Below are 20,439 nucleotides of genomic sequence, written 5' to 3' on the forward strand. Positions count from 1 at the left end.
GGAAGCCATCATCCGCTGGGCCGCGATCGCTGGCATGCTCGCCCGCCTCACCCGAGGCGGACCCGCCACCCGCCAACAACGCCGCACTCTCAACACACCCGACTGACAGACATGCGAAACGCTCACTAAAGCAGGACCTACACCGACCGAAGATCCTCATCGAGACGCCCGACGACGATTTCCGGGACCGATGGGAAGGCGTCGTGATCCAGCGCCTGACCAAGGTGATACGCCGCCAGAAGCGGATGCCACGCGCAGAAGCGCGTCAACTGGCCGCAGATTTGCTTGACCAGTCGCGCAGCCTGAGCCGGCTCCGAATGCCAACGTAAAGCAGTATCTGCCTCTGCACAAGCAGGGCGGCCGACCTACCGGCCACAGGGGTCCGCGCAGCCATCGGTGACGGGTTTGGGTGATCTACGGCCTCCTCTCATCGAGGTCAAGGCGCTGACACTGCGTGGGGCCAGCCGGGAACATCGTCAGCTGGCCCCACGCAGTGTCAGGGCGGTCAGCCGGCGAACTAGGCCGGCGTTGCGGTGCCTCCGCGTCGTGGAACGACGGCGGCTGTTGCTTCGGCGGCGGCGTGTGAGAGTTCGGGGAGGACGGCGCCGTAGAAGGTGGCGGTGAAGTGTGGGCTGGAGTGGCGGAGTCGGTTGGAGATGACTTTCATGTGGACGCCGGCGGCGAGGCCCATGGTGGCGGCGCCGTGGCGGAGGTCGTGGAGTCGGATGGGTGGTAGTCCGGCTTGGGTGGCGAGGTGGTGGAAGTGGTCGGTGACGTCGGCGGGGTGGAGCCTTTCGCCGGTGGGGGTGGTGAAGACGAGACCGGTCTTGGTCCAGGCTGCTCCGGCGGCAAGGCGTTCGCGGTTCTGTTGGGCGCGGTGGGTGCGGAGGACGGTGATGGTTTCGGTGTCGAGGGCGATGGTGGCTTCGCTGTCGGTGGTTTTGGGGGTGTCGATGGTGGTGGCCCAGCCCTGTTGGACGAGTTGCCAGCGGACGGTGAGGGTTTTGGCGTCGAGGTCGAGGTCGTCCCAGTGCAGTCCGCATGCTTCGCCTCGGCGAAGGCCGGTGAAGGTGATGAGGTGGTAGAGGGCGTAGAGGCGGTCGTTCGCGTCGTGGGTGTGGTCGAGGAATCGTCCAGTGTGTTCGGGGGTCCAGATCATGACCGGGCTCGGGGTTTTGCCGGTGTCGCGCCAAGTGCGGACGCGTTGGTCGGTCCACACGGTGGGCTTGGGTGCTCGGGCGCGGGGTAGCTCGATCAGGAGGGCGGGGTTGGTGTCGAGGTAGCGGTGGCGGCGCATCGCGTCGTTGAGGGCCTTGCGGAGGGTGGCGTGGATGACGTGCATCGTCCTCGGTCCGACGATCCGCTGGTTCTTGACCTGGTCGCGTTTGGCGGGGTCGCGGCTGGCGCGCAGGGTGGTGATGGTGGTGTTGCGTTCGGTGATGGCTTCGTACATGGCGTCGATGTGGCCGGGGCGGAGCCGGTCGATGCGCAGGTGTCCGAGGTGCGGGATGAGGTAGAGGCGGATGTGTCCTTCGTAGGAGCGCAGGGTGCCCTTCTTGATGTTCTTCCGTCCGGCGAGCCAGTCGGTGAGGTAGTCGGCCATGGTGGGGAGTTCGGTGGGGGTGATGTCGAGGTGCAGGGTGCGGCGGACCTGGTCGGGGGTGGGGACGGGTGCGCCGGTCTTGACGGCGGTTTCGATGAGGTCGCCGGTTTTGGTCGTGGCGTGGGGGTCGGTGGGGTCGGGGACGGCGAGGGCGGCGCGGATGCGGTCGAGGATGGTGTCGGCGTCGGTTTGGGTGGGGTAGGGGCCGTGGCGCAGTGTGCGGCGGGTGCCGTTGGCACGGGCGGGGATTTCGATCTGCCAGTGCCATTGGCCGTGGTTGCGGGACCATCCGCCGCCGGGGCGGCGCAGGTCAGGGCAGGAGCGTCCCAGGCGGCGGCCGGTGGTGGTGGTGTCGCGGCAGCCGCAGCGTTTGAAGATGGAGCCTTTCACTGGTCGTCTCCGGGGTGCTCGACGTGGTGCCGCCAGCGGTGGTGGGTGTAGTCCGCTGGTGGCGGGGTCGTTGCATCCACGCTCGACACCACAACCGGATCAAGTCCCCGGCCGCCGTCGGGACCCGGGGCAGGCTGGTCGAGGAGGAGGAGTCGGAGGAGGCCGGTGACGGGGACGATGATGCGGGTGCCTGCGCGGATCAGTGGTGTGGGGAAGGTGTCGGTGGCGGCGAGCCGGTAGGCCTGGGACCGGCTGATACCGAGTACCGCCGCGGCGGTGGGCAGGGTGGTGGCGGTGCCGAGCGCGCGGATCTGCTCGGCGGTCCACGGCACGTTGGTAGGCGTGTGGGGGCCGACCGGTTGGGTGTGGGGGTCTGGGGTGGTGTGGGGGTCTGGGGTGGTGTGGGCGTTCATGGGGCGGGGTCTCCTGACTGCGGTGGAAGCGGTGCAGAGGTACGCGAGGTGGTAGGCGTGGCGGGTTCCGGTGCTGTCGACGGGGTGCTGCGGTCGGCGGATTCGGGAGTCTGCTGGTCGATGGGTGGGGCTGGTGGGGCATGGTCGGCTTTGAGGATCTTCAGTAGCTGGGACGCGCGGGTGTTGGACACGGTGTGACCGGTAGCGCGCAGCGCGGTGGCCAGGGCGGCACGGGTGAGCGGCTGGCCTTCGGCGGCGAAGTCCTCCTGGGCGCGTCTGGCGACCAGGAGCAGGACGTCGGTGTCGGTGGGGTGGGTGGACGGTCCGCGCCGCGACGGCCGGTGCCGGCGGACCGGGCTGTCGGTCCGGGGGTGGTCCGGTCCGGTGTGTGGGTGGTCGTTGCTGGTGTCGTGGACGGTCCGCGCGGGCAGACGCCGGTCCGTGGTCGGCAGGGTGGGCTGGGCGTCGGCGCGGTCCGCCGGAAGCTGGCTTGCGCTGGCGATGGGCTGGTCCGCTGGTCGGGCGGTGGACGGGTGCGTTCCGGCTGGTGTGGGTTCGGGTGGGGTGTTGGTGTAGCCGAGGGCGATCTTGACCATGACCAGGAACCCAAGCGCTGGCACGGCCGCGGCGGCCCAGCCGATCGGTGACGGCTCGGCCTCCACGACCTGCGCCGCGAGCGACAAGGCCACCGCGCAGGCCAACACCGCCGCCGGGAACACCACCGACACCTGGGCCCGCTTACGGCGGCGCAGTTCCAGGCCGGACGCGATGGACATCAGCTCCAACACGATCGCGTCCGCCCACGCCAACCACCCCCGTTGACCATGAGCAGCAGCCACGTTGTGGACGTGAGTGAAGCTGGCCGCACCCGCCGCCCCACCAATCGCCAACATGATCACGACCTGAACGAAACCCTCCACCGGGCTCCGTCCCGGACTAGCGTCCGAGTCACGGGGTGAGCTCGTGGCCGACCACCTCCCCGGACCGGACCACCAGCACGCCCGGTCCACCCGTGTGTGCGGACCGGTCCAGCGGACGGGCGAGCCGGTCCCGCCGGACCAGGGGCGTGGATGGCTCGGTCCGTGGCCGGTCCGCGGACCGGCCACGCGGAGGCCGCGACGATACCTCCGTCCGCTCGCTGTCAGGGCTGTCCGGTGCTGTCACCGGTCTGTCAGCAGCCTCCGGTGAGACGCTGACAGACCAGTGACAGAACGACCCTGTGGCTGTCGTCTCGCACGCCGGCCACTCGATAAAGGGGTCCGGGGAGGTGTCGTCGGTCATGCCGCCTCCCCGGTCGGGTCACGGTCGTCGAGAACCCAGACCGACAGGTCAGCCAGCGTCGACCGTTGTCCGCCGCCGCCGGCCACCGCCCATACCGCCTCGGCGGGGCACAGGCCCGCCGTGGTGGCGTGGTCGCGGGCACCGGTAGCCACCGGCACCAGCGGCGGCGTCTCGGCCCACATCCGGCGCAGGTTGCGTTCCCGGGCGGCGGAGTGCAGCCAGAACAACACCGGCCACGCCCGCCCCATCGCGGCGAACCACTCCCGGTAACCGACCAGCTTCCCGATCAACACCGACAACGGCTCACCACCGGTGTCGTACTCCACGAAGAACGGCACCCGATCACCCCGCACCACCCACAGGCCGTAGCCGTCTGGGCGTACCCGGGGCTGGTAGGCGCGCACCAGAGCCGGGTCCTCCGGCCGGGTGAACACCCCCGACCGCCGGCACGCCGCCTCCGACAACCACTCCCCCAGCCGGGCCTCAGGATGGGTGCGGGTGTAGCCGGCGAGGTCGGTGAAGAAGCCGTTCACCCCGAGGCGGTGCTCCAGGGTGCGGCTGGACGTCCAACGGCGCCGCTCCACCCGGGCATGATCACGCCGAGGCGGACGCTCATCACGGCCCGCGGCGACGACCTCCGCGCCGAGCTGATCGATGACGTAGTGGTACGGGTACGAGCCGCCGTCAGCGCGCTGCGGACGGAACCGCGCCACCAACCGCAACCGATACAAGATCCGCAACCGCCGCTGACAGAAATCCAGAGACGGAAACAAGGCATGCGCGACCTGGAACGACGTCAACACACCGTGGTCGTAGAGCCAGCCCAGCAGCACACGATCACGGGCCGTCAGCTGGGACTGGACCCGAAGGACCGGATCATCCACCAGCCACCACCTCCCATCCTGTAGGGAATGCCAGCCCCAGGGGGAGAGACCCGAGACCACGCAGGGTCTGTCGCAGGACAAGCCAACAGCGCTGACAGCCGGCCTGACCTGCGGTGTGAGACGGAGCAGGGGGTCCGTTCCGGCGTCCGGTTGAAGACTGACCTCAACACCGACGCCAACCCGGACCCCGCAACGGGCGCCGAAACGGAATCCGCCACCGCCACCGGCACCAAACCGGAACGCACAGAGACGAGATGGGCGACGAACACAACAACTCCTTGATCGATAAAGATGAGAGGACGGTTCGGAGGATTACGTCCGTTTCGGGGCGAGGGTGAATACGCCGGGTTCGTCTTCGGTGAGGACGTGGCGGTTGACCATGCGTTTCAGTTTCGCGCGGGTGCTCTCGACGTGTTTCGGTAGAGGTTCGACGCCGAGTGCGAGGCAGATGCCCTTGGCGCGCATGCCGGCGGGCTCGGTGGTGAGGACGTGCAGGATCTGCTGGTAGGGGCCGCTGGCTATCGTCGGGTCGTCGGCGGTGAACTCGGCTGCGGCGAGCCCTCGTAGGGTGGTGCGGGTGGTCGCCAGATCGGCCAGTTCACGCTCGGTGTGGGCGAGTTCGGCGGTGAGCGCGGTGATCTGCTCGCGGAGCCGGTCGGCGGTGTGGCGTGTGGTGGCCTCGCGTCCGGCGATCAGGTCGAGAACCGTGGGAAGGTTCACCGGTGCCGCCAGGACGATGTGCTGGTCCCGGTCAGTCGGCGCACGATGATCGCCGTCGACGCCCACAGTGTTCGTGACGTCGAGGACTCGGGTCGGCTCTCGTACTCGCGCACGAGTCGGCGGTGCAGCATCAGAGTGCCGTAGGTCTGCTCGACGATCCACCGCCTGCGGATCGGCACGAACCCCGAGCGGGTGTCGGAGCGTTTGACGACCTCGATGTCGATGCCCGCCACGGCACCGTGCAGGGCGAGGTCCTGTTTGAACCCGGCGTCGACGAAGGCGCGGGTCACCGTCGGGGTGTGTGCGACGACCTTGTCGAGCAGCCGGATGCCGATGGCGTTGTCGCTGACCGACGCCGCGGTCACCACGACCGCGATGACCAGCCCCAACGCGTCCACGGCCAGGCCCCGCTTACGCCCCGACACCTTCTTTCCGGCGTCCTTGCCGGTCGTGGCCGCCGGGACGTGGTTCGCCGCCCGGATCGACTGGGTGTCCAACACCACCGCGCTCGGATCCTCGGCACGGCCGACCTTCTCCCGGGCCTGGCAGCGCAGCAGATCGTGGATCACCTGGTCGGTGCCGTCGTCACGCCACAGGGCGAAGTAGTAGTAGGTGGCCGACTTCGGCGGCAGGTCGTGCGGCAGGTACGCCCACTGACAACCGGTCCGGTTCTGGTAGAAGATCGCGTTCACGATCTCCCGCAGCTCGTAGTCACCCTCACGGCCCGACACCGACACCGCGACCCGCTTGGCCTTCCACGCCTGCAGAAACGGTCCGATCAGCTCCCACTGCTCGTCGGTGACATCACTGGGATACCGCTTTCGATCACCCATGACCGGGCTAACGCCCCATCCGCCCGACGGTCACGACCAGAACTCACGTTCAACCCATCGACCTGCCGCTATCCATAGCGAACCCGCCGGAAGGCCACCAACCGGACTCAACACATAGATCAGACCAAGCTACTGCGGACCGCCCTCTGAGACGGGCGACGGCAGTCACGACGCCGCAGGGGTACGCAGCCACAGGCGAGCGCGGTGGGCTACGGAAAGACGCGCTGTGAAGTTGTCAACGAACACACCGACCGGCGCACCAACCCGACCCGGGGGCGGATGAGGACAGCAACGACCGACACGACCACCACAAGGACGGTCGCGGCAGCGAGAACAGCGGTAGCAGGTATCGGCGGAGCAGGGCGGCAAGCAGCCACACCGACAACGGGCTCGTCTCGGCCTGACGCAGATGCCCTGGCGGCCGCAGCATCGCAACGGCCCGATGGAGCGTCGGCTCACACAGCCGGAGAAAGATCCTTCATCGCGAACCCCCTGACACCCAGAACCATCGACGGCCCGCCCACCCCAAGCCCCGAACGACCGGCAGCGCTCTTAAAGAAGCGTCACCAGACCGGCCGATCGAACCCGACGGACAGACCACCACGCGGTCACGTGCATACCAGTACGCCTCCGCCAGCAACACCCTGTCAACCAGCATCACCAGCAGCCAAACGCCACGCTCCCGGACCCAGCCGGACGCAATGGCACCCGTTAACCCGCACTGGCACCCAGTAGCACGGAATCCCGCCCGAAACAGGCAGAAAAATCTTGACCAACCGGATCAGATGTCTCATATTTTGAGACGAGCTCTTGCCGGCAGACCCGGCCAGAGCCACGCCGCCGCTTCTCAGTTGCCGAAACCGCATGCCGGACCAGCGACAGCACGGGCGGACTGGCAGACGAGACCCGCCCCGATAGCACCCCCACCTACAAGTCGAAGGCGCGCTCACTGGACGTTTGTTTCGCGTTCGGGGCAGTAGTGGCCGATTCATGTTTGGACATCGGTAGCGTGATATGTCCGAACCAGCCCAGTAAGAGCGCATAACAGCGGGCGCCGACCTGCCCGACTTCAGTGCATTCCACCCCGGGATCGTGTCTGGTTCACATTCATCCCCGCATAGGCGGACATGGCGTCCGCCCAGCCGTCGCCCCGACACCGTACGCCTACTGCATGACCGCACGACGCCCCTACCCGTCCGACCTGTCCGACGCCCGGTGGGCCCTGATCGCACCCCGGCTGACCGCATGGCGACAGGCCCGCACCGACGCCGGGGCCAGCGGACGCACACCCACCCACGACCTCCGCGACATCGTCAACGCCATCCTCTACGTCAACCGCACCGGCATCGCCTGGCGCTACCTGCCCCACGACTTCCCACCCCACGCCACGGTCTACGGCTACTTCGCCGCCTGGAGCAAGGAAGGCATCTTCACCGAACTCAACTACCAGCTCACCGGCCTCGTCCGTGACCACCACGGCCGCACCGTCGAACCGACCGCATCCATCATGGACAGCCAAAGCGTCAAGACCTCCACCAACGTCCCACTGTCCACACAGGGCACCGACGCCGGCAAGAAGATCGTCGGACGCAAACGCGGCATCATCACCGACACCCTCGGCCTGCTCCTCGCCGTCACCGTCTGCGCCGCCAGTACCAGCGACAACACCATCGGCATGGACCTGCTCGACCAGGCCACCACCACCTACCCCACCCTGACCAAGACCTGGGTCGACGCCGGCTTCAAAAACCGTGTCATCGAACACGGCGCACACCTCGGCGTCGACGTCGAGATCGTCACCAAAGACCCACAGATCAAGGGCTTCAGCGTCGTCAAACGCCGATGGGTCGTCGAACGCACCATCGGCTGGCTCATGCACCACCGCCGACTCGTCCGCGACTACGAAACCCAACCCCACAACTCCGCCAGCATGATCACCCTCGCCATGATCGACAACCTCGCCAAACGCCTCACCACCGAAACCACCCCAACCTGGCGAGAACCCCCACAACCACAACACACACAAAATACGTGAATCAGACGTCCTCTCAGCCGACAGGTCTTCGACGTCGGCCCGATCTGGCACTATCAACCCGACACCCACCCCGAGACGACGAAATCCACGAGCAGACGATGGCCAGGCCTAGGCCCTCTCATACCGATGACGGGACGTACGTCTACGGAACTTGGACTCGAAGACGACTGTCCGGTTCACTTTGACCATTCCGCCTGGAACGATCTGAGCTTGAGTGACCGTGCTTGCCGCTGATGCCTGCCGAGGAGAGCGATGCCGAAGTCGATGCCCGCGCTGCAGGGGTTTGCTGCTCGGCTCGCCAACGGGCCAGCGTTCCTCCTGCTCGGCCGGTCGGCATCCCTTAATGAGAGCCCCGCTGTGGAGTACCGCTGGAGCGGGATCTACACGACGCGGACCGATCCCGCGGTACCAGCGCAGTTCCGCACCGCGTGGCGTACGGTCATGCCGCTCGGCGCGATGTCGTCCACGCCCTCTCGCAGTCAAACCCAACTTGAGGTCCGCTTTCTGCTCGGTGGGCAGGACCTTCCGGAGTCCGAGCGGCCTCCGATCAACCCGCTACAGATAGCGGATGCCCGGATGCGATGCGTCCAAGAGCTTATGCGTCTGGTGACGGAGACCGTCACGCCGCGAGGCACCGTCGTGATCGAGGGCTGGGCGCCGGGCGATGACCTCGCGGTCACCGACCTGGTGCCGGCTTTGCGCGCTCTCGGCCCTGGTCAGGTGCACCTCTTCACGGGACGACCCTGGGTCGGAGACCCCTTCGTCTCAAGCCTGGTCAGCGCCGGCCAACTCGTCTTGCACTCCGAGTCGCTGGACGACGCCATTAGCCGGCTCGCCGAAACAGGCGCGCTCACCGTCGGCAGCCCAGTTGGGCCAGCTCGTGGTTCCCAGCACGTCATCGCAATCGGCGACGGTTTCGTCGAGATCGACATCCACACGTGGAACCAGATCCGGCGCTCCGCCCGCCCCGTCGACCTCGAATTGCTGACGCCACCCGTCCTCAGCTCCGAGGCGGCGCGGTACCAGGAGTTCCGCAGGTTCGCCGGTGCCACCGAGGGTTCGCCGCAGTGGCGGGGCATCGCCGCAGGCATGAACATCCGCCGCGATTTCGAGTCGGACCTCGCAGAGAAGGTAGCGGAGGCGCTCAAGGAGCCAGATCTTCTCGCGCCACTCGTCCTGCTGGGACAGACGGCGACCGGAAAGAGCGTTGCCTTGGCCGCGCTTGCTGTGGAGCTGGCCCGCAGTGGTGAGTGGGCGGTGCTGCACCAGTCCCGACGCACCGTACGGCCGTCGCTCGACGACATCGACATGTACGCGACCTGGGCTGAGAAGCACGGTGCGAAGGCGACCGTCCTGGTGTGGGACGGGATGGTCGACCCGGACGAGTACGCGGCACTCCTGCGGCAGCTGCGCAGCCGGGGCCGTAAAGTGCTTATCGTCGGCTCGGGATACGCCGCACGAAACAGCAGCTCTCTGTCCGTTAACGCCCCGGCGGAACTGACTGAGAACGAGTTGAAGCAGCTCCTAGCCTCGTTGAAGTCCTTCGGCATCGAGGTTCGTGCACCCAAGGCCGCCTTGGACACCAGCTTCCTGGCGTTTCTCTACCACGCCCTGCCTGACTCCCACTTCAACCTCACCAGCGGCCTCGCACGGGAGATGCGGGCCGCCGAGAAGGGGATGGAGAAGCTGGTCCGGGAACGGGGCAGGCAGGCTAGCCAGGGTGAACGCTTGACCGCCATGGCGGCGGCGTTTCACGCCGCGGGGTTCGCCCTCGGCAATATGCTTCCCGGTCCGGCGGCAGACGAGAAGCCGCTTATTGAGCAGACCTTCGGCGAGCGCCGTTCGATCCAGCAGGTGACAGCCCTGGTGCTGGTGGCTACCCGGCACGGCGTGCCCGTCCCGATCGATCTGGTCCTGCGCATCCTCGGTCGCGAGGGTGCGCGGAACATACTGGAAGTATTGAACTCATTCGACATTATCCGCGATATTGAGGATGACAACGGCGAGTATCTGTTAACAGTCCGCTCTCACCTGGAGGCGGAACTCCTGGCTCAGCATGAGATCTCCCTCGAAGTGGAGATCGAGATCATCACCGAGGTAATCCGGCAGCTCCGGGTGAACGAGGGCTACACCGCCGGGGCAGACGAGGTCGCGTTCGTGGTCTCACTCCTCGAACGGCTCAGCCCGAAGTTGCATGACAACAGGTACAAGCCACACTACGGTGAAATATCTGAGGCACTCGCCGATCGGCGGGCGGAAACCGGACGCCTTCACCCCCGTCTGGTGCTGCAGGAATCCCTCTTCGTGCGCGGCTTCGTCCACTGGCGGCAGGAGCGGGGCGACGGAACCTCGGAGGAGCGGATCGCCGAGCTTGAGTACAACCGCGACCTACTTGAGGAGGTGCTCGCCGACAGCAGCGTCAAGGGGATGATGCGCCTGACGCTGACGGTCGAACTGGCCTCGACGCTGGGTGCAATCATCCATGAGATCTCCAAGCAGCCCGAGGCTGCCGCCACGGCCGGTATCATCAGCCAGCTCGATGATATCCTCCGCGCGGTGCTCCAGGCACACGCCATCGATCCGGGGAACCCCTACCCCATCGATGTTCTGGCATGGTCGACCCAGGATGCGATTAAGACTGAGTCACTCTCTTCCCACGAACGGCTAGAGCGCCTTACTAATGCCGTCGCCATGCTGGACTCGGTCGACCGGGTGCCGTTGAGCGAGGCACAGCGAGCGAACCTCGACCGCCGCGGCGCCGAGCTCAACAGGCTGATGGCCGATGACGACGCGTTGTGGGCGAACATCCGTAGCCTGGAACAGAATGCTGACCCCGCCGCGACCTACTTTCTGGCCAAATTCGAAGCCGACTCGGGGTCGGTGGGCGAAGCCAACGCGCTCGCTCGTCTGCAAAGAGCACCGCTGGCGACCCGGCGGGATTGGCGTTGTGCCCAGTTACTCCTGGAGCTCACCTGGAAGAAGATCACTGGAAAACGGCTGCTCCGGGGCGGTCGCATACCAGTCCACTTCTCGCAGGCGGATCTGGACACCCTGCTCCATCTCGTCACCGACCTCAGCGACACCGAGCTTCCCGAGAGCTACAAGATCACCTTCGTCAAGGCGCTGGCTCTCTTCGTCTCCGGCAACTACTCCGAGGCCAAACGCACGTTCCGAGAGGCCGAGCAAATGACCAGGCAGTTGCCACGGCGGATCCATACCCTGGTACTGCTTGCCGACGAGTCTGGCGACCCGAGGATCTTCACCGGCAGGGTCGAGAGGGCGGATGAGCAGAGTGGTGAGGTCTGGGTCGACGAATTGAGCACGAGGGTATATTTCGAGCCCCGCCTGTTCTCGGCCTCTCAACAGTTCGTCAGGCATCAGCCACTACCCGCTTTCATGATCGGATTCAAGCTCACGCGTGGACCAGTCGCCGAGCCCCGCACCTTGTACCGCGAGACGCGGCCAAAATGACCGATCCACTCGCCGCACTCGCCCTCAATAAGCTGATCTGCACGGGTGTGGACCTGAGCTACGAGACGCCCGCAGATCCGGAACCCCGACCGGGTACCGAAGCCGCTTTCGACGCGCTGGTAACGCAGTACTACAAGCTCTTCCGCGAAAGCATCCGTGCCGACGTAGCATTTCTTCGTTCAATCGAGGAGTCGCCGAGCGTCGCGCGCTTCGATAACACCGTCTACCAGCTGCGGACGGCGAAACAACACGACGACAACCGGCGGGCGAAGGCCTTCTACGCGAAGTGGGCCCGCGGCCGGTCCTGGGAGGCTGCCGCGGAGGCATTCTTGGGTGAGTCGGCGAAAGCTCTGTCCGACCTGGATCGGATTAGTCTGCTTGTTCGGCGCGATGCGAAGCTGACGAAGAGATGGAGGGACAATGCTTCGGTCGAGCCGGACGCCATCTTCGAGGCGGTATGCCGGGATATGGACGCCCGCTTCGGTTATGGCTATCGACAGAAGCTGCTGCACAACATCAGCCACCGCCAACGGCGCCTGACGCCGGGAGTCGACGTGCGGGCAGCCGTCGAGCAGTTCTGTGCGCAGGAGATCACTGCAGCTGAGGATCTCACCTTGCCGGTGCCGTATCACCAGGTTCTCGACAGGCTAGGCCTTCTGGGTAAGCGTAAGGCTCGCGCGGCGCTGCTCGTGGCTTACTCGGTCTGCGCGGCGACTGACCTCACTGGCGAGGCGTTCCTTCAGCGAGTCGAGGAGGCTTGGCAGGTCGGGAGTTCCTGACGACGGACGGGTGCCCGTCCGGAACGAACGGGTCGGCACAGTGGATAGCATGTCGGGCGCGAGGCAGCCGGGTGACGATGTCCTGCTCAGCCTGCACGGTCAGGGCCGGCACCCGGTTCGCGATCGGCGAGCTCCAAGGCTTTGACGTAGACCCGGGTGGCCGCAAGGTGCACTCTCATGCCGCTGTCCGCTCGGGGCAGGCTTCAGATGCCCCAATAAGGAATCGCTATCGTGCTCGGTTCCAAAGCGGTGACGCGGCCGACGCGTCCAGGACTGCTCGCTCGAGTGTCACTGCAGCTTGCCGGTCCTCCGTCACAGCCCATCTGATATGCAGGTCAGCCCAGCGCAAGGCATCTTGCGCCCAAGCCGCCGCGCGCTTGGGCTGGCCGCCGACGAGTTGCTCAAGATGCTCCTGCACGAATGTGACATCGGCAAGGGCCCGATCCAGGACGGCTTCCCCCAGCCCACTGACCGCTGCCTTCCCACGGTGGTACACCGTAAGCCGTCCTCGAAGTCCTTGGCCACGACGCTCGCCGGCCATGCCCACGTAGACGAGATCGCCTGCTGCCCCTTGCCGAGCGAGGTACACGCCCGGGAGACGCGGCGCCGAGACAGCAGCATCGTGGAAGGGTAGCCACGGCGACCACTTTGCAAGGGCTGCGACTACGTCATTGGCAAACACTGAACCAGCATGCCCGCAAGTGCGAACAAGACGAACCTCTGGAGGTATCGCGCTCTCGTGCCGCCGATCGGGCCCGGTGGGGAAGCCTTGCCGTATCACGCGGCGTGGCGCTCGTGCCGTGCAGCCTTCACCGCTTGTCCGGCAGGCTTACGCGTGGTGGTTGGGTCTGCTGCACCGATAGGCGCAGCAGACCCGTATCAAGAGCGGGCCCAGTCGCTGCGGTTTGGACATCCCTCCTTTGGTAACGCGCCATTCGCCAGCGGCGAGCCCGTAGGGTCTGTCGCGTGGCCGAGACACAGACCGAACCCGACCTCTCCTACATCGCCAGCGTGACGCGGGTCCGCGCTGCCGCCGGCGTGATCCTCCGGGACCAGGTCGGCCGGGTGCTGGTGGTCCACCCGACCTACAAGGACGTGTGGGAGATTCCCGGCGGAATGGTGGAGCCGGACGAGTCCCCGGCGGATGCTTGTGTACGCGAGATCCAGGAGGAACTGGGTCTTCCCGTGCCCACGGGAACGCTGCTCTGCGTCGACTGGGTACCGGCGAACCCACCCTGGGACGGCGGACTCATGTTCGTCTTCGACGGAGGCGTACTGACAGCGGACCAGATCACGGCGATACGACTGTGCCCGGACGAACTCGACCGGTTCGACTTCGTCGAGCCGGAACGCCTGGACGAGGTGTTGATCCCACGACTGGCTCGACGGGTTGCCGCAGCCGTCGCCGCGATCGGGCATGGCGGCGTCTACCTCGAAGATGGAGTCACCGTCTCAACCAGGTAGTCGGCCGGGTTGAGCCGTGGACGCGGCGCTCGTGGCAGGTCGGACACAGCGAAACTCCCGAAGGCCGCCGAGCCCCGCTGGGGAGACGATCTCGACAACACAGCGATCAGCAAATGCTGCCTGTTCCACCTCGACTCACTCACCGAACGTCTTGAGCGGCCGACTGGAGTAGGCAGCGCGGCGGCAGCAGCCGATGCGTCACAGGTGTCTTCTACCAGTCGATTGGCTTGCCGTCGGCGAAGAGGCCGCCGGTCGGCCCGTCGGGTGGCAGGGTGGCGAGCCACACGGGTGTTTCGGCGCCTTCCTTCGGCGTTCGGTCGGTCTCGCCGTACGCCATCCTGGTGTTCATGCGTCCCGGTGAGCATGCGTTGACCAGGATGCCGGTGCCGGCGAGTTCGGCCGCGAGGACCCGGGTCAGCGCGTTCAGGGCCGCCTTGGACACGCGGTAGGAGACGTTGGTGTCGCTCATGGTGGCGAGTGAGGCGAGGTGGCTGCTGATGTTGACGATGCGGCCGTAGCCGTTCTTCTTCATCTCCGGTACGGCGGCGGCGCAGCAGCGCCACGCGCCCAGGAGGTTGGTGTCCAGGGCGCTGCGGACCCGCTCGAAGTCGGGGCTCGCCGCTGTCTGGCCGCGGTCGATGGCGATGCCGGCGTTGTTCACCAGGACGTCCAGCCGGCCGTGGCGCTTTGCGGTGTCGGCGAAGGCACGCGCCACGCTGGCCGGGTCGTTGACGTCGAGTTGGTGTGCACTGGCGGATAGTCCGTCTCTCGTCAGGTCGGACACCACGTGGTCGACGGAGTACTCGTTTCGGCCAGCGAGCACCACGTGCAGGCCTTGCTCGGCCAGGTTGCGGGCGATGGCTGCGCCGAGTCCACGGTTGGCGCCGGTCACTACGGCGACCTTGATGTCGTCAGCCATGGTCAGACCCCCAGGGTGGCGAGCTGGTCATCGAGGGCGCGAGCGCGCGGGTCGGCTTTGGTGAACGGGAGCCGTTGCCGTGCTCGAACGACGCGGCGCATGTTCCGTTCTGATGGGGCCTCACGGATCAGTGGTATCGCCTCCGCGACGAGCGATGCCGCGTGGTCGGCGTCTCCGAGTTGCGTCTGCGCCGACGCACGGCGAATCACGTACGTGGCCCGGTCGCGCACCTTGGTGGCTGGAACCAACCGGAGCGTACGGCTGAAGTACCTGTCGGCTTCTTTCGATCGGCCCAGATCCAGGTAGCAGGTCCCGACCTGGGCGTTGAATTCGGATTCGTCGAAGTACCCAAGATAGGCGGGCTCCGGGTCGGTCGATGTTATGCGATCGAACTCGACGTCGGCCTGTTTGAGGAGGCGTTCGCATGCCGTGCTGTCGCCGATCGCCGCGTGAGCCCTGGCCTCCCGTAGCGCCAGCATCGCGGCGGCGCGTGGGGTCACCCCTCTGGCACCCTCGTGGGCGCTACGCGCCAACTCCAGTGCCTCTCGGGGGCGGCCGAAGTCGTAGCACTGCAGGCTCATCGATTTGAGGATGTTGGCTCCCAGCAATCGGTCGGCGGCGGCGTGTGCGGCGTGTAGTGCGGCGAGCCAGTAACGCTGCGCCGCTGCGTGCAGGCCAGCGTCGAACGACGCCCAGCCGGCCATCCTGCCGAGTTCTGCCGCCAAGGCGTACAGTCGCTGACCTACCACAGCCGTGTAGGCGGATCGGTCGAGGACATCCACCACCATGCCGAGTTCGGCGTGGATGAGGGCCCGGGCTTGCTCACCGCCTCGGGTCGCCTCCAGGAAGCGTAGTCGCGGAAGACCCTCTTCCATCCGTTCTACCAGGTCAGCGGTCACCTGGCCGCCTCGCAGGACGGCAACGAGTTCTCGGGGTTCGATGGTCAGCCACGCTTCGGCGATGCCGGCCAGGGGCACGCCTGTGATCTTCATGAAGGCACGGCGGTCCACGTGTGCGTACTCCAATGCGTTGACGAGTGCCTGCAGTCCGCCCGACTGGGTCCATCCGAAGGAGGTCGGGATCGGGTCACCGGCGGGAAGCCACTGCGGCCATGGCGCCTCCCGTACGCGCTCCTGCGGAATGTCGAGCACCGCGGCGAGAGCGAGCTGACTTTCGAGATCGGGGACCACTCCCCAGTGCTCCCACCGCCACGCCTTCTCTCGCCGGGCGGCCATATTCCGGCTGTGCTTCGCGATCGCACTGACCACGTCCTGGTATGTCCACCCTCGTGCAGCGCGCACGACGCTGAGCGGGTGAATGAGCCGATCCCGATCGGATGCCGGTAGCTGCGACGCCATCGCTGCCTCCTCAATGCCCAAGGACTGCGACCTGCAGCTCTTTGGTCACGGCGTGGTCGCGGCCGTATCGAACGTGAGCGAAAGCCGTATTCAGCTGCCTGGATCTCGCTTTACTCATGCCGCCGACCGGGCGCGGTGGGGAAGCTTTGCCGTCTCACGCGGCGTGGCGGTCGTGCCGCGCAGCCTTCACCGCTTTTCCGGCTGGCTTACGCGTGGTGGTTCGGGGTGTCGAGGATCAGCAGGAACCGGGCTTTGACGTTGCTGTCGGCGATCATGAGCGTCTCGTCCAGGGCGGCTTGTGTGGCCATCGTCGGTGGTGGTGTGCGCGTGTGGTGCTGTTCCCAGCCGGAGGCCGTCTCAGGCGCCACCCCGAGGTGGCGGGCGAAGTCGTGGACGGTCATCCGGAGCGCCTCGCGGAGCGCGCGGGTCTCGTGTCCGGTCCACCGGCCGACGACCACCGTCCCGCACCCGCAGTCAGCCGTCGCCGCGTGAGTGGTCCGGGTGGCGGTCCGGCCGGCGCGTCGGTGGCGTTCCTCGTCCCGCGCCTGCGCCCGCTGGGTGTTGAAGTCCCGTACCAGTGCGGCCATCTGGTCGAACGCCGCGAGCAGCGCCCCTTGTGCGTCGACCGCCCGGTCGGCGTCCTGCCAGAACCGGCGGACGCTGGTGTCCCGGCCGATCTCGGCGTTGGCGACCGAGCTGCGGGAGTAGCAGATGTTCTTGGCGAGCTGCATCTGCGTCAGCCCTTGCTCGGCACGCCACGCGGCCAACCGCCGGCCGAGGTCCCTGCGCGCCTCGGCCACCTGCTGCTGACTGATCAGCCCCGGAAAGCGCAGAGCCGACGAACTCCGGCCATCCATGGCCGGCTGCGAAACCCGCACATTCGTCATCGGTGCCGCCGCTCCGAAAGCCGGGACACCTGGCAGAGGCTTGTCGTAGTCGAGGGCACACTCGGGCGAGCCGCGAGGCGGTCCCGCCCGACATCCGACGGTTCGATCATCACTTCGACGGGTCCCGCGAGGACCGCGACAGCGCCGGTCGCGTCGTCGTGACGGACCAGCGCCGTGACAGTCTCGGCGTGGACGTTCACGGTCACCCGCACCGCCGCCGCTCGGGGCATGATGACCGGACCAGCCGCGATCACTACCGAAACCGGGCGGCCCGGGTCGACACCGGGGGGTGAGGTCCAGTTAGCTTCTGGTCCTGGTTTCTCCGGGCTCGCTTCAGGATCCTGGGCGTGTCCCTGGATGATGAAGAAGCCGAGATCAGCGTTGGTCGTCATACCGAGGACTTCCCGCAACGCCGTGCGGTACGGCTCGAACGGCCACCGGTGCTCCCCTCGTTCGAGCTTGCCGATGTAGCGGGCGTCAACGACGCTGCGGCACCCCGCGTGCGCGTGGGTGTGGGCGTTGACCGCGTCGGCCAACTCCTGCCGGGACATCGGACGCCCCGAACCGGACGGAGACGGCAGCGCCAGCCGAGCCGCGCGAAGCAGGTTGTTCGGCCCTGGGTGATAGGCCACGACGTTGTTCTCCCGATGTGTTCGTGTGCTGTGCAGCGGGCGACCGGCAGGGCATGAGAACCGGCAATGTCACCGCTTGCGCACGGTCAGGTGGAGATCCTGAACGGCCAGGTGGGTGAGGTCGGGTAGCTGGTCCTCGTCGAGGGTGACCCCGTGCAGATTGCCGAGACCGGTCTTCAGGTCGTGCAGGCCGTTGCCTCGCAGGTCAGCGCCATGGAGGTGGCAGGAGTCGAGTTCCAGGCGGGCCAGTTGGCAGGACCGCAGGACGATGTTGGGTAGGCGGCAGGACGACCAGGCGGCGTCGGTGAGAAGGCAGTCCACGAAGGCCACGGCTCCGGCTGCGGTGACACGGGTGAGGGACGCGTAGTCGAAGCGGCATCCCTCGAACAGCACGTCCTTCAACCGGACATCAGTCAGCCGGGTGCCGGTGAACCGGGAACCCGTGACGGCGCAGCGCTCCATGCTGACGCCGGACATGGTGGTGCCGGAGAAGTCGGCACGGGTGATCTCGCAGCCGAAGAGGGACCCGCCCTCCCAGCCACTCTCACTCACATCGACGCCGACGAGCCGGCTACCACGGATAGTGACGCCGTCGAGGGTGCCGCCACGCCAGGAGACGTTCTCGATGGTGGCGTCGCTGAGGTCGTCGGTCGGGTCGCTGATGGGGTCGAGATCGTCAGGGTCCAACTCCGGGAGCAGTATCCGCAGCTCGCCGACTGTGGTGGTCCGCATGTGGTCCTTTACCTGATTCCGAGGGCGGTGCGAGACGGGCCGGCCGCCGCACCACCCGAGTGTCGGGAGTTCGCTGTCAGCGCTTCTTCTTGTCCCAGTTGTCCCAGCCCGGACGGCTGTCGAATTTGCCACGGTTGTCCCAGGTGGGTCGGTTGTCGAACTTCGCGGCGTCGATCGACGCTACCGCCTGGGACGGTGCGACACCGAGACGGTCGAGGTGGTGCGGCGGAGCGTTGACGAGTGCGGCGAGGGCGGCGGTCATGCTGGTCCTCCGGTCGGGGTGAGGTGGTCCGCGGTGGCGCGGACGAGGGCCTGTCGGGTGGTGCGGCAGAAGTTGGTCTCGCGGACGGTGAAGGTGCCGTGTTCGAAGTAGCGGTTGCCGGCCTATCCGCCACGGCAGAAGTCGTAGAACCCGCACCGGTCGGCGCAGTCGTTGAGCGCGGTGACGAACTCGGTCACGTAACGCAGACCGCCGGCCCGGCCGATCATCGCGGTGATCGGTTCCTCGACCACGTTGCCGGCAATGAAGTCCCCGTACTCGGAATCGGTGATGCCGAGCAGTTCCGGTGACAGGAGCACGACCTGGCCGTCCCAGGACACCGTGGGAATCGGTTCATGGGGTGTGTGGTCAACGTGTCCGGCGCGGGCGGCGGTGAGGTAATCGGCCAGCCGGTCCAGGTCACGGATACGCAGCCCGCTACCGGCGGTTCGGCGTTGCACGAGCCGCTGCCAGAATCGGTACGCGGAGCCCTCCGACACGGGCAGCCGGGCTGCGCCTTCCTGCTCCTCGATGTTGAAGCCCACAGACTGGCACCCAGGCAGGTCGGTGAAGAAGTCGACGAGGTCGTCGGCGTGGTCGATGGTCTCCGGAGTGACAACACAGATCACCGAGTACTCCAGACCCGCGTCAGCGAGCATCTGAACGCCGCGCATCGTCCGATCGACCGTCTGCCTACCGGCGCGGTCGACCCGGTTGCGGTTCAGGGTGCCAGGGCCGTCCACGCTGACACCGATCTCGAATCGGTAAGCGGTGAACAGGTCACACCACCGCTGGTCGACCAGGGTGGCGTTGGTCTGGATCTCGTGACGCACCCGCCCCGTCCGCCGAAGCGGCTCGAAGGCGGTGAGCAGGTTCCGGAAGTGGCCGATCGGCGTGGCGGTGGGCTCGCCTCCGTGCCAGACGACGCTGACGGGATGCTCGCTGCCCTGCTGCTCGATCGAGGTGGCGCAGGCCCGCGCCACCTCCACGGTCATGAGGCGGCGGGACCGACGGTCAGGCAGGTAGCAGTAGGAGCAGTCGAGGTTGCAGAAGCTCGTCGGCTGCACCACCAGGGTGTGAAACACCTCCGCGATCGCCGACCGCCCTACAGCGGTGATCACACCGATGCCGCTCACCATCACGCCTCCCTCGAAGACACTGGTGCGCCGGTCGTCGCCCCGGCAGAGGTGGCGCGTCGCCTGGCCCAGTCGACGAAGCGGTCGAACAGGTCCTCGCAGTTGCTCGTCCCGCTGGCGTCCGGCTGGCTCAGGTCGTCGATGGCCTCGTGCAGACATCCGGCCAGATAGAGGAACAGGCCGATCCGGTTGCCCGCGTACTCCGTCAGGAGCGCGCTCCTGGCCCCGTCGCAGGGCCATGGATGGCCGCAGGCGCGGCAGCCCCAGTGCGGACGCGACGGCACATGCTCATGACCCATCGGGCTGCGACGGCCCGCCGCAGTCGCCGGAGGGCTTTGGTCGACGCTCACCGGCGGATCTCCCCTCGGGTCCGCTGCGCGAAGAATCGACGCCACACATGGGTCAACAGCGGCGGGCCCGCGGTCCCCGCCGGCACGGGCTCTGTCGACGCCGGTGGGCCGGGCCGCTCCTGCTGACCGTTCGCGTAACGGGAGGCGTACAGGGTCATGCCCGCTCCCCCGTCACGACGCATCCTTCGCAGCAGTGGGTCCACCAGGGCCCGGTGGACCCACCGCTGCCGGCCCGCGGCTCGGCAGCGAGGTGACCGCCACCCGCCTTCTGGTGGTACGCGACCGAGGAGTCA

At 67.0% G+C, this 20,439-nt stretch carries 18 protein-coding genes and 1 pseudogene; 4 read left to right on the forward strand and 15 right to left on the reverse strand.

What is annotated here, in order from left to right:
• Positions 1-517: 517 nt before the first annotated feature.
• From H1A17_RS05585 to H1A17_RS05610, 6 genes are all read right to left on the reverse strand, one after another.
• Positions 518-1,993, reverse strand: a complete 1,476-nt coding sequence (locus tag H1A17_RS05585) for a site-specific integrase (protein ID WP_194821246.1) — start codon at positions 1,991-1,993, stop codon at positions 518-520.
• Positions 1,990-2,325 (reverse strand): hypothetical protein, encoded by a 336-nt coding sequence (locus H1A17_RS05590; RefSeq protein ID WP_309236708.1) that lies wholly within the window; start codon positions 2,323-2,325, stop codon positions 1,990-1,992. The genes H1A17_RS05585 and H1A17_RS05590 overlap by 4 nt, the downstream gene beginning before the upstream one ends.
• Before the next feature lie 77 nt (positions 2,326-2,402).
• Positions 2,403-3,326 (reverse strand): DUF2637 domain-containing protein, encoded by a 924-nt coding sequence (locus H1A17_RS05595; protein WP_309236709.1) that lies wholly within the window; start codon positions 3,324-3,326, stop codon positions 2,403-2,405.
• A gap of 357 nt (positions 3,327-3,683) precedes the next feature.
• On the reverse strand, positions 3,684-4,571 hold the full coding sequence (locus H1A17_RS05600; RefSeq protein ID WP_194821248.1) for a replication-relaxation family protein: 888 nt from the start codon (positions 4,569-4,571) through the stop codon (positions 3,684-3,686).
• 312 nt (positions 4,572-4,883) lie between these two features.
• On the reverse strand, positions 4,884-5,291 hold the full coding sequence (locus H1A17_RS05605; protein WP_074472926.1) for a hypothetical protein: 408 nt from the start codon (positions 5,289-5,291) through the stop codon (positions 4,884-4,886).
• Entirely contained in the window at positions 5,288-6,124 is an 837-nt protein-coding gene (locus H1A17_RS05610) for an IS5 family transposase (protein ID WP_194821249.1), read from the reverse strand. The genes H1A17_RS05605 and H1A17_RS05610 overlap by 4 nt, the downstream gene beginning before the upstream one ends.
• Before the next feature lie 1,171 nt (positions 6,125-7,295).
• On the opposite strand from H1A17_RS05610, the gene H1A17_RS05615 reads away from it, so the two are divergent.
• The 4 genes from H1A17_RS05615 (at position 7,296) to H1A17_RS05630 (ending at position 13,873) form a co-directional block, all read left to right on the forward strand.
• Entirely contained in the window at positions 7,296-8,159 is an 864-nt protein-coding gene (locus H1A17_RS05615) for an IS5 family transposase (RefSeq protein WP_194821250.1), read from the forward strand.
• A gap of 252 nt (positions 8,160-8,411) precedes the next feature.
• Positions 8,412-11,630 carry a hypothetical protein gene (locus H1A17_RS05620; protein WP_228542997.1) on the forward strand — a complete coding sequence of 1,073 codons (3,219 nt, stop codon included), beginning with the start codon at positions 8,412-8,414 and terminating at the stop codon, positions 11,628-11,630.
• Entirely contained in the window at positions 11,627-12,409 is a 783-nt protein-coding gene (locus H1A17_RS05625) for a hypothetical protein (protein WP_194821251.1), read from the forward strand. The genes H1A17_RS05620 and H1A17_RS05625 overlap by 4 nt, the downstream gene beginning before the upstream one ends.
• Positions 12,410-13,375: 966 nt before the next feature.
• Positions 13,376-13,873 carry an NUDIX hydrolase gene (locus H1A17_RS05630; RefSeq protein WP_309236710.1) on the forward strand — a complete coding sequence of 166 codons (498 nt, stop codon included), beginning with the start codon at positions 13,376-13,378 and terminating at the stop codon, positions 13,871-13,873.
• A gap of 211 nt (positions 13,874-14,084) precedes the next feature.
• On the opposite strand, the gene H1A17_RS05635 is transcribed toward H1A17_RS05630, so the two are convergent.
• From H1A17_RS05635 to amcA (H1A17_RS35795), 9 genes and pseudogenes are all read right to left on the reverse strand, one after another.
• On the reverse strand, positions 14,085-14,792 hold the full coding sequence (locus H1A17_RS05635) for an SDR family oxidoreductase (RefSeq protein ID WP_194821252.1): 708 nt from the start codon (positions 14,790-14,792) through the stop codon (positions 14,085-14,087).
• Positions 14,793-14,794: 2 nt separating this feature from the next.
• A complete protein-coding gene (locus tag H1A17_RS05640) occupies positions 14,795-16,150 on the reverse strand; it encodes a transcriptional regulator (protein ID WP_194821253.1) in 1,356 nt (451 codons plus the stop codon).
• Between the two features lie 206 nt (positions 16,151-16,356).
• Positions 16,357-17,007 (reverse strand): helix-turn-helix domain-containing protein, encoded by a 651-nt coding sequence (locus H1A17_RS05645; protein WP_194821254.1) that lies wholly within the window; start codon positions 17,005-17,007, stop codon positions 16,357-16,359.
• A gap of 26 nt (positions 17,008-17,033) precedes the next feature.
• On the reverse strand, positions 17,034-17,588 hold the full coding sequence (locus tag H1A17_RS05650; RefSeq protein WP_194821255.1) for a hypothetical protein: 555 nt from the start codon (positions 17,586-17,588) through the stop codon (positions 17,034-17,036).
• Between the two features lie 150 nt (positions 17,589-17,738).
• Entirely contained in the window at positions 17,739-18,401 is a 663-nt protein-coding gene (locus tag H1A17_RS05655; RefSeq protein WP_194821256.1) for a pentapeptide repeat-containing protein, read from the reverse strand.
• A gap of 76 nt (positions 18,402-18,477) precedes the next feature.
• Positions 18,478-18,663 carry a multiple cyclophane-containing RiPP AmcA gene (gene amcA / locus H1A17_RS05660; RefSeq protein WP_194821257.1) on the reverse strand — a complete coding sequence of 62 codons (186 nt, stop codon included), beginning with the start codon at positions 18,661-18,663 and terminating at the stop codon, positions 18,478-18,480.
• Positions 18,660-19,796 (reverse strand): annotated as a pseudogene (amcB, locus tag H1A17_RS05665) (cyclophane-forming radical SAM peptide maturase AmcB). Before amcB ends, amcA (H1A17_RS05660) begins: the two are co-directional and overlap by 4 nt.
• A gap of 2 nt (positions 19,797-19,798) precedes the next feature.
• Entirely contained in the window at positions 19,799-20,095 is a 297-nt protein-coding gene (locus tag H1A17_RS35500; protein WP_194821258.1) for a hypothetical protein, read from the reverse strand.
• A 47-nt stretch (positions 20,096-20,142) separates the two neighbouring features.
• Entirely contained in the window at positions 20,143-20,328 is a 186-nt protein-coding gene (gene amcA, locus H1A17_RS35795; RefSeq protein ID WP_375372790.1) for a multiple cyclophane-containing RiPP AmcA, read from the reverse strand.
• Positions 20,329-20,439: the final 111 nt, after the last annotated feature.

It is taken from the genome of Micromonospora sp. S-DT3-3-22, from assembly GCF_015354745.1.
Classification (GTDB): Bacteria; Actinomycetota; Actinomycetes; order Mycobacteriales; family Micromonosporaceae; genus Micromonospora; species Micromonospora wenchangensis.

Bases quoted from the DNA above. Each gene is read 5' to 3' on its own strand.
- H1A17_RS05635 (WP_194821252.1), bottom strand. From the start codon at position 14,792: ATGGCTGACGACATCAAGGTCGCCGTAGTGACCGGCGCCAACCGTGGA.
- H1A17_RS05615 (WP_194821250.1), top strand. From the start codon at position 7,296: ATGACCGCACGACGCCCCTACCCGTCCGACCTGTCCGACGCCCGGTGG.
- H1A17_RS35500 (WP_194821258.1), bottom strand. From the start codon at position 20,095: ATGGGTCATGAGCATGTGCCGTCGCGTCCGCACTGGGGCTGCCGCGCC.
- H1A17_RS05645 (WP_194821254.1), bottom strand. From the start codon at position 17,007: ATGGATGGCCGGAGTTCGTCGGCTCTGCGCTTTCCGGGGCTGATCAGT.
- H1A17_RS05610 (WP_194821249.1), bottom strand. From the start codon at position 6,124: ATGGGTGATCGAAAGCGGTATCCCAGTGATGTCACCGACGAGCAGTGG.
- H1A17_RS05655 (WP_194821256.1), bottom strand. From the start codon at position 18,401: ATGCGGACCACCACAGTCGGCGAGCTGCGGATACTGCTCCCGGAGTTG.
- amcA (WP_375372790.1), bottom strand. From the start codon at position 20,328: ATGCGTCGTGACGGGGGAGCGGGCATGACCCTGTACGCCTCCCGTTAC.
- amcA (WP_194821257.1), bottom strand. From the start codon at position 18,663: ATGACCGCCGCCCTCGCCGCACTCGTCAACGCTCCGCCGCACCACCTC.
- H1A17_RS05640 (WP_194821253.1), bottom strand. From the start codon at position 16,150: ATGGCGTCGCAGCTACCGGCATCCGATCGGGATCGGCTCATTCACCCG.
- H1A17_RS05650 (WP_194821255.1), bottom strand. From the start codon at position 17,588: ATGTCCCGGCAGGAGTTGGCCGACGCGGTCAACGCCCACACCCACGCG.
- H1A17_RS05620 (WP_228542997.1), top strand. From the start codon at position 8,412: ATGCCGAAGTCGATGCCCGCGCTGCAGGGGTTTGCTGCTCGGCTCGCC.
- H1A17_RS05625 (WP_194821251.1), top strand. From the start codon at position 11,627: ATGACCGATCCACTCGCCGCACTCGCCCTCAATAAGCTGATCTGCACG.